15 protein-coding genes and 1 riboswitch are annotated in these 13154 nt (G+C 27.6%); of the genes, 11 read left to right on the forward strand and 4 right to left on the reverse strand.

The features are described 5' to 3' along the window. The first annotated feature begins 29 nt into the window (after positions 1 to 29). The 6 genes from SMONO_RS01230 (at position 30) to SMONO_RS01255 (ending at position 4386) form a co-directional block, all read left to right on the forward strand. Positions 30 to 875 (forward strand): hypothetical protein, encoded by an 846-nt coding sequence (locus tag SMONO_RS01230; protein ID WP_101780529.1) that lies wholly within the window; start codon positions 30 to 32, stop codon positions 873 to 875. A gap of 19 nt (positions 876 to 894) precedes the next feature. After that, positions 895 to 1635, forward strand: a complete 741-nt coding sequence (locus tag SMONO_RS01235) for a segregation and condensation protein A (protein WP_101780530.1) — start codon at positions 895 to 897, stop codon at positions 1633 to 1635. 18 nt (positions 1636 to 1653) lie between these two features. Next, positions 1654 to 2214: an SMC-Scp complex subunit ScpB gene (gene scpB / locus SMONO_RS01240; RefSeq protein ID WP_101780531.1), complete on the forward strand. Its 561-nt coding sequence runs from the start codon at positions 1654 to 1656 to the stop codon at positions 2212 to 2214. After that, positions 2214 to 2963, forward strand: a complete 750-nt coding sequence (locus SMONO_RS01245) for a pseudouridine synthase (protein ID WP_101780532.1) — start codon at positions 2214 to 2216, stop codon at positions 2961 to 2963. Before scpB ends, SMONO_RS01245 begins: the two co-directional genes overlap by 1 nt. 3 nt (positions 2964 to 2966) lie before the next feature. Continuing rightward, on the forward strand, positions 2967 to 3584 hold the full coding sequence (locus tag SMONO_RS01250; RefSeq protein WP_101780533.1) for a deoxynucleoside kinase: 618 nt from the start codon (positions 2967 to 2969) through the stop codon (positions 3582 to 3584). Positions 3585 to 3669: 85 nt separating this feature from the next. Beyond that, positions 3670 to 4386, forward strand: coding sequence for a YebC/PmpR family DNA-binding transcriptional regulator (locus tag SMONO_RS01255; protein ID WP_101780534.1), 717 nt, complete (start codon positions 3670 to 3672; stop codon positions 4384 to 4386). A 29-nt stretch (positions 4387 to 4415) separates the two neighbouring features. Here the strand turns inward: SMONO_RS01255 and SMONO_RS01260 are convergent, their stop codons facing one another. Continuing rightward, a complete protein-coding gene (locus tag SMONO_RS01260) occupies positions 4416 to 6317 on the reverse strand; it encodes a M13 family metallopeptidase (RefSeq protein WP_101780535.1) in 1902 nt (633 codons plus the stop codon). Positions 6318 to 6433: 116 nt separating this feature from the next. On the opposite strand from SMONO_RS01260, the gene SMONO_RS01265 reads away from it, so the two are divergent. Together SMONO_RS01265 and SMONO_RS01270 are read left to right on the forward strand one after the other, a co-directional pair. After that, positions 6434 to 7453 (forward strand): fructose-bisphosphatase class II family protein, encoded by a 1020-nt coding sequence (locus SMONO_RS01265; protein ID WP_101780536.1) that lies wholly within the window; start codon positions 6434 to 6436, stop codon positions 7451 to 7453. 42 nt (positions 7454 to 7495) lie between these two features. Next, positions 7496 to 8284: a hypothetical protein gene (locus SMONO_RS01270; protein ID WP_101780537.1), complete on the forward strand. Its 789-nt coding sequence runs from the start codon at positions 7496 to 7498 to the stop codon at positions 8282 to 8284. 34 nt (positions 8285 to 8318) lie between these two features. Here SMONO_RS01270 and SMONO_RS01275 read toward each other — a convergent pair whose 3' ends face one another. Both SMONO_RS01275 and SMONO_RS01280 read right to left on the reverse strand, forming a co-directional pair. Then, the gene (locus tag SMONO_RS01275; protein WP_101780538.1) at positions 8319 to 8882 is read right to left on the reverse strand and encodes an inorganic diphosphatase; all 564 of its coding nucleotides are present in this window, start codon (positions 8880 to 8882) and stop codon (positions 8319 to 8321) included. Positions 8883 to 8942: 60 nt separating this feature from the next. Then, positions 8943 to 9644: an ECF transporter S component gene (locus tag SMONO_RS01280; RefSeq protein ID WP_101780540.1), complete on the reverse strand. Its 702-nt coding sequence runs from the start codon at positions 9642 to 9644 to the stop codon at positions 8943 to 8945. An 88-nt stretch (positions 9645 to 9732) separates the two neighbouring features. Beyond that, positions 9733 to 9851: riboswitch (FMN riboswitch) on the reverse strand. A 117-nt stretch (positions 9852 to 9968) separates the two neighbouring features. Between SMONO_RS01280 and SMONO_RS01285 the strand changes: the two genes are divergently transcribed. Both SMONO_RS01285 and mreB read left to right on the forward strand, forming a co-directional pair. Continuing rightward, positions 9969 to 10805: an ECF transporter S component gene (locus SMONO_RS01285; RefSeq protein WP_101780541.1), complete on the forward strand. Its 837-nt coding sequence runs from the start codon at positions 9969 to 9971 to the stop codon at positions 10803 to 10805. Between the two features lie 80 nt (positions 10806 to 10885). Further along, positions 10886 to 11908 (forward strand): rod shape-determining protein, encoded by a 1023-nt coding sequence (gene mreB, locus SMONO_RS01290; protein WP_101780543.1) that lies wholly within the window; start codon positions 10886 to 10888, stop codon positions 11906 to 11908. Positions 11909 to 12198: 290 nt separating this feature from the next. Here the strand turns inward: mreB and SMONO_RS01295 are convergent, their stop codons facing one another. Next, positions 12199 to 12381: a ferredoxin gene (locus SMONO_RS01295; protein ID WP_101780545.1), complete on the reverse strand. Its 183-nt coding sequence runs from the start codon at positions 12379 to 12381 to the stop codon at positions 12199 to 12201. 91 nt (positions 12382 to 12472) lie between these two features. On the opposite strand from SMONO_RS01295, the gene SMONO_RS01300 reads away from it, so the two are divergent. After that, positions 12473 to 13150 carry a hypothetical protein gene (locus tag SMONO_RS01300; protein WP_101780547.1) on the forward strand — a complete coding sequence of 226 codons (678 nt, stop codon included), beginning with the start codon at positions 12473 to 12475 and terminating at the stop codon, positions 13148 to 13150. The last annotated feature ends 4 nt before the right edge of the window (positions 13151 to 13154 follow it).

Raw genomic sequence — 13154 nt, forward strand, 5'->3', positions numbered from 1 at the left:
TATAATCAATATAGTAAGGAGTGAGCATTATGGCAGAAAAAACAACATTAAAAGATATTGTTCATATAAATAAGATGCTTGCTTCAAAAAACTACAATACAATAAAGGAGTTTCAAGCGTACACCGATGTAATTCAAGAATATGTTGACGATACTTTCTTTAAAAATGATGCAATTATCCAAAAATTAGTAGAATATAGTGAAAATAGCGGTAGATATTTAGATATTCATTTCAAAAGTCCTATTAATGTTGAATTAAAAGTAGAAAACATACACGATTATTTATCAAATACAAAAAGAGCTATTGAAAAAGCTATGTTTATAGAGGAAGAAATTTTTGATCATGTTATTTTTGTTGAAATAAAAAGTACATTCAGATACTTCTTAGAAAAGACTTATGAGTTTGATTCTTTAACTGACTATGAAACTCTTTATGGAATTAATACTGTGGAGTTTCATCAACAAAACGAAAGTTTTAAATACTTATATACAATTTTTGATAAATTAACTTATATTGCAAAACATTTAAATGAGAAATACTGTAAAAAGGAAGTTGTTCCATATGGTGGAGAAAGTATTAAATTTGCAACGGATTTCTTAAAAGATATTTCATTTTTAGCGAATAGTGCTGGTGAATATCAAAAACTAAGTGATATTATTGAAACCATCACCTATTCAAAAGCATGACATTATATAAGAAGGCTTAGAAATTCTATAGAACATGATTTTGTAGATCCGACATTTAAATATAATATTTGCTTTTCTTTAGAGTTATTGTTCATAATTATTGGTAGAATAATGCTAGCGATAAATAAATATTTAAAATCTGACAAAGAAGTTAGAAAGACACTTGATCACTTGAAAAGAGAAAAATAAAAATTGGGGAGGGTACATTATGAATAAATGAAATGAAATACAATTAAATAACTTTAATGGACCCTTAGATCTATTGCTACACTTAATAAAAGAAAAAGAAATGAATATTATGGATATAAATCTTTTAGAGTTGTCTTCACAATATATTAACTATATTAAAGAATATGAATCTTTAGATATAGAAATAGCAAGTGAATATCTTGTTATGGCAGCATATTTAATAGAGCTTAAATCAAAACTTTTAATACCAAAAGAAGAGGTAGAAGTTGATTCTAATTATGAAGAACAAGAAAGAGATGAATTGATTAGAAGATTAATGGAATACCATAAGATCAAAGAAGTTACTGATTTTTTCAAAAATAAACAAGAAGATTTTTTGAAAACTTTTAGTAAATCAAAAAGTATTATTAAAATTGCAAAAATTGATGACGATAAATTGCCGTTGGCTGAAAATAATATTGATATCGATAAATTCTCAAATATTTTCTTAAGAGCAATAGAAAAGAACAAGTTTAAAAAAATGGAAGTTAATACAATAACTTCTATTGAAGTTTCTCCTGAAGAAATTGCAGAAGAAATAAAAGATTTCTTGAACAAAAATAAAATTAATGAAATTGAACTTGGAAAACTTATTGAAATAAAAGAATTCTCAGTAAGAGTTATGGTGGCAACATTTTTGGCTGTTTTAGACCTAGCTGCTAAAAAATTTATCACACTTTCTCAAAAGAATGAAGAAGTTATTGTAAAATATTTAGGTTAACAAATTTGGAGGTAAATTATGGATAATAAAAAGAAAATGGCAATTGCTGAAGGTTTGCTATTTGTTAATGGTGATGAAGGAACTACAATAGAGGATTTGCAATTCATATTAAATGATGTTAGTGAAGATGAAATTGAAGTTTTGATTGATGATTTAATCCAAAAGTATAACAAAGATGATTCTTCTGGTTTGAGTATTCAAAAATTTGCTAAAAATAAATACAGAATGATCACTAAAAAAGAAAATGCTGAGTTTTATGCAAAACTTGCAAATGTTAAAACAGAATCTAAGTTATCAACAGCAAGTATTGAAACATTATCTATAATTGCATACAAAGGTCCAATATCTAGATCTAATGTTGAAGACATTAGAGGTGTAAATTGTGAAACAATATTTTATAAATTGAAATTAAGAAATCTAATTGAAGAAGCAGGTAAGTCAGATGAAATTGGTAAACCAATGCTTTATAAAGTAACTGAAGATTTCCTTAAATACTTTAACCTTAATAGTTTAGATGATTTACCTAAATTAAAAGAGGCAATAGAAGAAGAAAAAGATATCTTCAATAGAGGTTCATAATGGAAGAAAGATTACAAAAGATTATAGCCTCAAGAGGATACTGTTCAAGAAGAAGAGCTGAAGAACTTATTGTTCAAGGAAGAGTAAAAGTCAATGGAGATGTTGTCAGAGAACTTGGTTCCAAGTTTGATACAAATGTAAAAATTGACATTAACAATAGAGGTTTAGAAGAAGTTAAAGAAAAAGTTTATTACTTATTTAATAAACCAAGATTAGTACTAACAACTATGCATGACCCAAAAGATAGAAAAACTGTTGCTGAATTTTTTAAAGATTCAAAATTTAGAGTCTATCCGGTTGGGAGATTGGATTATGATGTTTCGGGTGCACTTATAATGACAAATGATGGAGAATTTGCAAACTTTGTAATGCACCCAAAATATGAGTTTAGAAAAACTTATCAAGCATTGTGTAAAGGCAAAGTACACAAATATCAAATAAAACAACTTGTTGATGGTGTAACAATTGATGATGATTATAAAACAAAAGCAATTCAAGCAAGGATTTTAAAATATGATGAAGAATTTGATGAATCAGTTATAGAATTAACTATAGCTGAGGGTAGAAAGCATCATGTTAAAAAAATGCTTATTGCTGCAGATATTTATTTAAGAAAACTTAAGAGAACTCAAATTGAGTTTTTAACACTTGACGAACTACCTATAGGTAAATTTAGAGAACTAAAGTCACATGAAATTAAACAATTTTATGGAATATATAATTCATTGAAAGTTAAAGGGAGAAAATAAAAGATGAGAATAGCTATTTTTGGAACAGTGGGCGCAGGAAAATCTACTGTAAGTGAAGAAATTTCAAAGAGATTGGGATATGAAATATTCCCAGAACCAATTGATAATAATCCATATTTTGATGATTACTATAAAGATATGCAGGCAAATGTATTTAAAATGCAAATTTATATGTTAACTGCAAGAAGTCAACAACTAATAGAAGCTAGAACTTTAGAAAATGTTATTTTTGACAGAACAATATTAGAAGACCCTATCTTTGTTGCTGTTAACCATGAATTAAAAACAATGAATGATGTAGATTACAAAACATATACTGATTTTTATGAACATGTTGTTATACCAAATCTTGCTCATAGAGCAAAATTTGATGTAGTAATCTATTTAAAAGTTTCAACTGATAAAGCAATTGAAAGAATCAAAGAAAGAGGGAGAAATCAAGAGTTAGATACTCCAAAACAATATTGAGAAACTCTTAACAAAAAATATGACGATTTCTTCGAAAGAAGAAAACACATGTTTGATTTCTTGGTTGTTGATGCTGAAACTGATGATCTAGAAGAAAAAATGGAAGTTATAATGAATAAACTTTATTCAATAGATCCAAGTTTAAAAAAATAAGCATTTGCTTATTTTTTTATTTTGTCATATTTAAAAATGGTGTAAAATCTTAAAGTAAAGATTTTACCAATAAGGAGATTTTATTATGGGAAGAGCACATGAAGTAAGAAAAGCGAGTATGGAAAAAACTGCTGCAATGAAGTCAGCGATTTATGGGAGAGCTTCAAAAGAAATTTATATGGCAGCAAAAGCTGGAAGTAAAGATCCTGAAGCAAACTTAGCATTAAGAAGTGCAATTGATAAAGCAAAATCAAAACAAGTTCCTGCAGATGTAATTCAAAGAGCTATTAAAAAAGCGGAGGGTGGAGATGCTGACAACTATACATCAAATAGATATGAAGGATATGGTCCTGGAAATTCTATGATAATAGTTGACTCACTTACAAATAATGTTAATAGAGCTATTGCAGAAATAAGGGATGCATTTAATAAAAATGGTGGAAAACTTGCAAACAGTGGAGCTGTTTCACATTCATTTCAATCATCAAGTGTATTTGTTTTTGAAGGAAAAACTGTTGAAGAAGTTTTAGAATTATTAATGGAAACTGATTGTGAAGTAAATGATGTTGTCGAAGAGGAAGGTCTAACTGTTGTATATGCTCCTTTCCAAGCATTTAACTCAGTTAAAACAGCTCTTGATAATTCTGGTATAAAAGAATATAAAATGGCCGAAACAACTATGTTGGCAGATGAAACTATGATAATTTCTGATTCTGAGGAAAAAGCTAAATTTGATAAATTAATGGATAAATTAAATGAACTAGAGGATGTTCAAGATATTTATCACAACGTAGAAGAATAAAAAAAGTACTTAATTAAGTACTTTTTTTATTATCATATTTTAATTCTTTTTTCTTTTTCCAAGTACATTAAATCACCTGGTTTTGTTTCATAGGTTTCATGGAATTCATCAATATTTATTAAAACCCCATTACATCTAAACTCTTCTGGTGAATGCGGATCAATTAGTAATCTAGTATTTTTTAATTCAACTGTTGCTTTTCTCATTCAAACTGTTGCATAGTTTTCGAAAAATAATTTTATATCTTCCGGACATTGTTCTTTGCAGATATCTAATGCAGCTGCAACCCCACTCAAGTCTCCGATATTTTCTCCTAAAGTTAATTTACCGTTAACTTTAGTTCCGTTAACCTCATAATTATTGTATTGTTCAACTAATCTTTCAGTTCTTAAACTATATTGTTTATAATCGTCCTCTGTTCATCAGTTTTCAAAGTTACCATTTTTATCAAATTTACTTCCTTCATCATCAAAACCATGACTAACTTCATGCCCAATTACCGCACCAATTCCTCCTAGGTTTTTAGCTCTTGGTTCATTGATATCATAAAATGGTTTTTGAAGTATCCCGGCTGGAAAACAAATTTCGTTAGAGGTTGGGTTATAATAAGCATTAACTGTCTGAGGATCCATATATCACTTAGTTTTATCTACGGGTAAGTTTATCTCTTTCAATTCTTTTTTAATAAAGTATTTTGAAAGGTTTCTCATATTTTCATATAAATTTCCACCTTGTTCATAACTTTTTATATCTATTTTTGAATAATCTTCAAATTTATCTGGGTATCCAATTTTTACTGTAAATGAGTTTAATTTATCAATAGCTTTTTCTTTTGTTGTTTCACTCATTCAATCTAATGATTTAATTCTATTAGAATAAATTCTTATTAAATCTTTTACCATTCCCAAAACATCTTCTTTTGCTTCTTGTGAAAAATGCTTTTTAATATATTCTTGTCCTAATAGGTCTCCAAGTCTAGAATTTGTAAATTCTACAGCTCTATCTATTTCTGGTCTCATTTCTTTAACTCCGCTAAATACACTTGAGTAATTAAAGTTTATTTGATATAAATCTAAACTTAATATTGAAGAATAGGCAACTAGAGTTTTTAATTTTAAAATGTCTTTCAAATCTTCTAATTCTATTTTTTCAAGCATCACATTTAATTTGCTCATAAATTTAGGTTCTGTTAAAATTCAAACCGAAGCCTTTGAATAACCTATTTCATTTAAGTATTCATCTCATCCAATAAAAGGACAATACACATTTAACTCTTTTGCTGTTACAACATTATAAATATTTTCAGGACTTCTTAATTCCTCTTGTTTCAACATACTTTGAGAAATTTCCTTTTCAAAGTTATAAACTAAATCAAATATATTGTTTGTGCTAAATTCTATTTTTGATGTTTTTGACATATCTTCCAAATAAACTTTATAAGCTGCTTTTATTTCTTTGTGTCTTGGATGGCTTTCTTCATAGAAATCTCTATCTGACATTCCCAATCCCATTGAACCAATTGATAATGCTCTAACATTACTATCTTTAAAGTCAGAATCAATTCCTTTTGAATGAAAATATGAAACGTTAAATTCTTTAAAACATTCAATTAAAAATTTAGTAAATTGTGATTTATCAGTTAAACCATCAATTTTTGAAATCAATTGTTTAATTGGTTCAATTCCCTGTTTATTTCTTTCTTCTTTATTTAAGTAGTTACTAAATAGGTTAACTATTTTTTCTTGATCAGAATTCAAAGAACTCATGTTCTCTTTAAATTCCAAAATCATTTCTTTTATATCATCTATTGATTTCTTGTGTAACATCTCAAAACTACCTCATGATGGATAACCGCTTGGTAACTCTGTAGTATCAATTCATTCTTTGTTCATATAATCAAAGAAATTATCTTGCGCTCTTACTTTTGACATAAATACATCTCCTTATTCATTAAAATGATTATAAAACTTATATTCAAATAAACAATAGCAAACACTAAAAGAAGCAAGTATTTATTTGTTATAATTAACGAGTAAGAGGTATTAAGATGAATAGAGATATTGTTTTGTTGAGAACAGTTGAAGTGGCTGCAATTGCTTCATATAAATATATTGGTAAAAAGGATAAAGACTTGGTTGATCAAGCTGCTGTTGAAGCTTTTGAAGTTATGTTAAAAAACGAAAAGGGTTTTAAACTAAAGGTTGTAAATGGTGAGGGTGAATTAGATCAAGCTCCAATGTTATTTGTTGGACAAATTTTAGGAGACTTGGAAGATCCAAGTGTTATGACATATGATGTAAGTGTTGATCCAGTTGAAGGAACACATCCAGCCGCTTATAACTTTGCAGGAAGCATTGCAACTATTGCTTTTTCAAAAGAAAATACAATGTTACAACTGCCTGAAATGTACATGGAAAAACTATTTGTTAGTACAGATTTTATTGATCAAATAGATCTATCTAAAGGTATTATTTCTTGTATAGAAGAAATGCAAAAACATGCTAATAGAAAAGATCTAAAATGCATCATTTTAGATAAACCTCGTCATAAAGAAGTTATTGAGAAAATGAATGAAATGGGAATAATAGTTCGCTTAATACAAGATGGTGATGTTCTTGCAGCAATTGATGTTGTAAATGGAGATGCAGATTTTGTTTATGGTATTGGAGGGGCTCCTGAAGGCTCTTTAATGGCCTCTCTTGCAATATCTTCGGGATGTAAAATGCAATCTAAATTAATAAGATATGAAGAAGTTTGACCCAACGAACAAGAAACCAAATTAAGAAAAGATAAAGAAAAGGCCTGATTGGATAAGTATAATTTAGATTTTGATTCTATATTAGATGATTTTGATTTGGTAGCAGATAAAAGTGCAAGATTTTTTGCAGCAGGTTTAACAGCTGGTGGAAGTTTAAAACCCGTTGATTATAAAGATGGTAAATTCTATGTGAATGCATTTATGTCTTCTCATGGAATGGTTAGAAATATTGATTCTGTTTATGATATTGAAAAAGTAAATGTTTTAAAACCAGAAATTAAATTTTTGTTTGATAAATACAAAAGATAATTAATATAAAAGAATATAATAATTAAAAGAGAAGGTGAATGCGTGGATTCATTAACAAAAGTTTTATTAATAGCTTTGGTTTTATCGTTAATAGTATTATTAACTTTAAGGTTATATAATACATTTGTTTTAAATAGAGTTGTTGTTCATGAAATAAATTCAGCAGACAGTAACATCTCGAGTGGTAAAATAGAATCTATTATAGCTAAATTTAAAACATACTTAAGAGCAGAAGAGTTGAATATAAGTTATGGAGAAAATGAAAACTACTTGAGAGTAAATCAAATGCTTAACAAAAAACATAAAACCATAGCAATTCCTAAATGAATAATGCCAAGTGTTGGTTATGAACTCGACTATATATTGGCAAGTATTTGATTTAATACAAAGTTATTCCAAAAGGATAGTGAGATAAAAAAATTTCAATTAATAATTAAGTGAATTCCTTTATTGCTGCACTTAGTTTATTACATAACTATCGTCATTTCTTTTCTTCTTTATTTTTTAAATAAAGAAGAAATAGTACAAAGTACTGGATCTAAGTTTTTAATTTTCATTTTTGAAAAGCCTGTCTTTGAATTAATAGCAGTAACTTCTTTTTTAGCTATTGTTATAGTTATATTTGCTTCAAATAATTTGAAAATGAGATTAGAAGAAAAATATGAAATGGAAATTATTCAATTTGTAAAAAATGAATGTGAAAGTTATAAAAAAGATATATCTGCAGCTAGAATATACTCAAAAGAGTTTGGGAAAATTGATTTTAAAATATTCAAATTTAATGCAAAAACTTCAAATTTGAAATTTGTAGGTCCTTTTACATTGCTTTAAAAATAAAAAAATTGAGATTAACTCAATTTTTTTATTATCCCTGACCTAAGCCTTTTTCTTTTCATTCAGACATTATTTCTTCTTTACCACCTGGTTTAGAATATCTTTCTTTGTATTCAGCGTATCTTTCTGTACATTCTTTTAATTCGTGCATAGCTTCTTCGGCTGTTCCTCAACCATTAATTTTAACTTCTTTTTTTTGTAATGCTTTGTATTGTAAGAAAAAGTTTTCTATTTCGTCTTTTAAATGTTGTGGCACATCACTTAATGTTTTGTAAGCGTCAAATCTTCTGTCATCTGCAAAAACACCAAATAATTTTGTATCTATCTCTCCAGCATCAATCATTTTAATTGATCCTAAAATTCTTACATTCACTCCAACTCCAGGAAGAGTTGGGTAAGTTACAAGACTTATAACATCTAATGGATCTCCATCTCAATCAAGAGTATTTGGTACAAAACCATATTCTCCTGGATAAAAATTTGCTCCATATAGTACTCTGTCTAAACTAATTTCATTAGTATTAATATCATATTCATATTTGTTTGAACTACCTTTTGGTATTTCAACTATCATTTTTATTGTATTGTTTTCCATTGATAAAATCTCCTCTACAAAATAATTTTATATTAAAAAAAGAAACTATATAAATAGTTTCTAAAATAAATGTTTATTAATTAGTTTTACAAGTATCTTTAAAGATACTGCCAAAAAAATTAAATTTAATATATATTTAATTAATGTAACACCAAAACCAACCAATAAAAATAATAATCAACTCTCTTTTAGTATTTTTTCATAGTCTGGATAAATTAGTATATATAAATCAAATACAAATATGTCATTATATGACATTGTAAATACTCCCGTTAAAAAAATAGATAATATACCTGAAATGATAACTATTCCAAGATAGTATTTAATTTTATTCTCGCTCTTAACTTTTAATAATCAATATTTTTTTAAAAAGAAAAATGTAATAGAAAAAACAATTAAAAATGTAATATCAGCTAGTGTCATTGCCAAAACACCAACCCAGTCACTTCCACCAGGAACTACTATTCTTATAGAATTAGATACAATACAAATAATAGATGCATATGTAAGATTTGTTGATATATATGCAAACATAATTCCAAAAAAGGACATTTCAATTGTATATGTATTCATTATTAGTAAAAGTCCAAAAGTGTATTTATTGATAATTGTCAAAACTATTTCAAAAGCTAATAATAAAGAAATAAAAGCTATTTTTTTTATATCCAATTTATAACTATCTTTTAAAACTAAACGTCAATTATACTTATTTATCTCAGCAAAATCATATTTGTGTGATCAAAATCCGTATTGTTCTTCCATTCGAAAAACCCTTTCAAAAAAACCCCTATTTAAATAGGGGCTTTATAAAGCAAAAAATTAAATCTCTAAGAATTTAAAAAAATTTGCTAGGCATTTTCTCACATCCGGACTGTACCGTCGGTTTCAGAATTCCACTGAATCATGCTCTTTTTGAGCTCATAGACTTTCACTATCGGTAAGGAATTTAACCTTGCCCCGAAAATGCTCACAAAATAATTATAGACTAGCAATAAGAAAAAGTCTAAATTATAAAAATTATAAATTATAATTATAATTTTTATAATTTAGTATATAATTATTTTGAATTAAGAAGGAGAAATAAATATGGAAGAAAAAAATCACAAAATTCCAAATCATGACGATGAAACAGAAAAGAAAAAAGATCATTATCATGATGAACACCACTTTGATTCTCTGGGTAACCATGACGATATCGATGATGGGGATTTTCATTGAAAAAATAGTTTATTTACAAGTAGAAGAAATTTAACATTCAAAATTACACTATCAGGAGTTTTTTTGGCTTTGGCAATAGCAATTTCTGCATTTGAAATGTGAATGGAATTTGTGTTAGATAAGATTCAATTTCAAGGAGTTTCAATACCTTTTAGAATCTTAGATCTAATTGTAATTACATTATCACTTTCGGCTTTAGGACCGATATTTTCGAGTTTGATTGCTTTTATTGCACCGTTTATACATTTAGCAGATGGATTTCATAACCCAATATCTGTTGTAATTGATTGTGCTGGGTATTTTGTCTCTGTTTGGGTGATATGATTCTTTTATTACTTTGCTTTTAGAAACTCAAGTATTCACAAGCACCCAATAAATAGTGTTGACAAGTTTAAAAGATGAACACCAATGGTGGCATATGTTCCAATAATGTCTATATTGTATACAGTTATAGTTTTTGGGATGATGTATTTAAATTTAGAATTATCAAATTCAGGACATAACTATGATCATTCACTTTTTGTAAATAATATTTCACCATTACATGAGGGACATGAGCATGGTGAATGGGAAGAGGTTGTTGAACATTTGGGAATCTTTATTGGAATAATTTCAGCAATTGAAATAGTTAGGTTTTCAATAGTTTATTCATTATTTGCACTAGTAGAACCACAAGTTAAGAAAATCAACCACTATTACAAGTAAAAATAATTAATCTAATTTTTTTAATCAATATTTGTTAAAATCTATTTATAAGCATTAAATAGATTGGCGAGGAATCAAATATGGCAGGAAAAAAACCAATATATGTTTCTATGGATTTAGGAACAGCCTATACTTTAGTTTATGTAGAAGGTCAAGGAATCGTTTATAACGAACCTTCAATCGTAGCATACAGAATTAAAGAAAATAAAATTGTAGCAGTTGGAGCGGAAGCTTATAAAATGATCGGTAAAGGTAATAAGAACCTAAGAATCGTTAGACCAATGGTTGACGGAGTTATTACTGATATTAAAGCAACTCAAGCACAATTAAACTATATCTTTGCAAAATTAAGAATAGAAAAAACTTTAAGAGGATGTGTAATGTTATTGGCATGTCCATCAGTTATTACTGAATTAGAAAAATCAGCACTTAAAAAAATTGCAACTAACCTAGGTGCATCAAGTGTATTTATTGAAGAAGAAGTAAAAATGGCTGCATTAGGTGGGGGAGTAAATATCAATGCTCCAACAGGAAACCTAGTTGTTGACATGGGTGGAGGAACTACTGACGTTGCTGTTATATCATCAGGTGATATAGTTCTTTCAAAATCAATTAAAATAGCTGGAAATTACTTAAATGAAGAAATCTTAAAATTTGTTAGAGCACAATACGGAATGGAAATTGGTATTAAAACAGCTGAAACTATTAAAATAAGCATCGGTTCATTAGCAAAACATGCAGATGAAAAATCAATGAAAGTTTACGGACGTGATGTTGTTTCTGGATTACCAAGAGAGATCGAAATTACTCCAGAAGAAATGAGAGAAGTTTTAAAAGTACCATTATCAAGAATTATCGAATTGGTAGTTCAAGTTCTTGAAGCTACACCAGCTGAATTGGCTGGAGACATTTTCAGAAATGGTGTTGTCTTATGTGGTGGAACAGCATTAATAAAAGGTATTGCTAAATACTTTGGTGATACATTACAACTACCAACAAAAGTAGGAGAATCTCCATTACTTGCTGTTATTAATGGAACAAAAAAATACGAATCAGAAGTATTTGAAATGTTAAGAGCAGAAAAAAACGAATTAGATTACTAAAAAAATGCCGTAAGGCATTTTTCATTGGGAAATTATTGGAAAAAAATTCTAAAAAAAATTACATTTTTTATAACTTTTTTTATCTACTATGCTATAATGAAATTGAAATTACAAGAGATTGTAATTTTACATATATCAATCAGGGATGTTGAAAAAAAGTTCAAAAGAATAACGTGATATCTAAATTTTAAAAGTAAATTCTCTAGTGTTTTTGGGATGAGTGAAATATTAGAAAAATTACTTTTATTTAGATATAAAAAATTCTCTTACGAGAATTTTTTTTATTTTATTTATTCGTCACCTATTTTAACAGCACCAGTAGGACACACCATTTGTGCTTCAACCAATTCAAGATCATTTTCATTAGCTTCTGCAAAACCATCTTCATCCATGAAAAGAGTACCAGTTTCATCTACTTGCACACATGCCATACACCCTATACACATTGGTTTATCTATTCAAGTTTTTTTCATAAAAATCATCTCCGTTTCATTAATATAATAACAATAATTTTAATTATTTCTATATTTAATTTATAATATATAGGTTAATGGGGTGAAAAAAATGAACCTAACAAGAATGGAAAGAAATAAGTCAATTCACGATAGGGTGAGAAAAGAAATTGCTTATAAAAAGAATGTTCAAGACGAAAAGTCTCTTATACATGCAACTTTTGAAAAACTTAAAAAAATTGATCCTGAATTCTTTAAGGAAAAATTGGCTTTATTTGATGCTAAACATGAGTTTGAAAAACCATATCTTGATAGGGATAAATCATCAAGTTTATTTCCTGAAGAAATCAAGTATGAAATGAAACTAGAAATTTCAGAACTTAAAAAGTTAGGTAAAAGCGAAGTGGTTTCGGCTCCTGCAGTAGAAGTTGAAGAAGAAGAACTAAACTTAAGAAGCGAAAAGTATAATAATTTATATAATAGTTTACTTGCTAATGAAAAAAACTTTCAAAAAAACATTAACAAATTGAAAGAAAAACAAGCTGGTTTAAAAAATAATCCCCAAGATATTTCTATGACAACTGTTCAACAAGTTAGAAGCAAAGATAATAGAAGTACACAACAAATGATCTTAGAAGTTAGTGAAAAAAATGAAAAAGGTCAAAATAGAGTTTTAAAAAACTGAAAACTATATGAAAAAAAATATAGATTTAAATGAGCAATTCCGGTTTTAATTGTGGTTGCATTAATAATGACTTTAGCAATAATAATACCTATCTTTGTTGCTTAGAAAG

This window comes from Spiroplasma monobiae MQ-1, assembly GCF_002865545.1.
GTDB classification, from domain to species: Bacteria; Bacillota_I; Bacilli_A; order Mycoplasmatales; family Mycoplasmataceae; genus Spiroplasma_A; species Spiroplasma_A monobiae.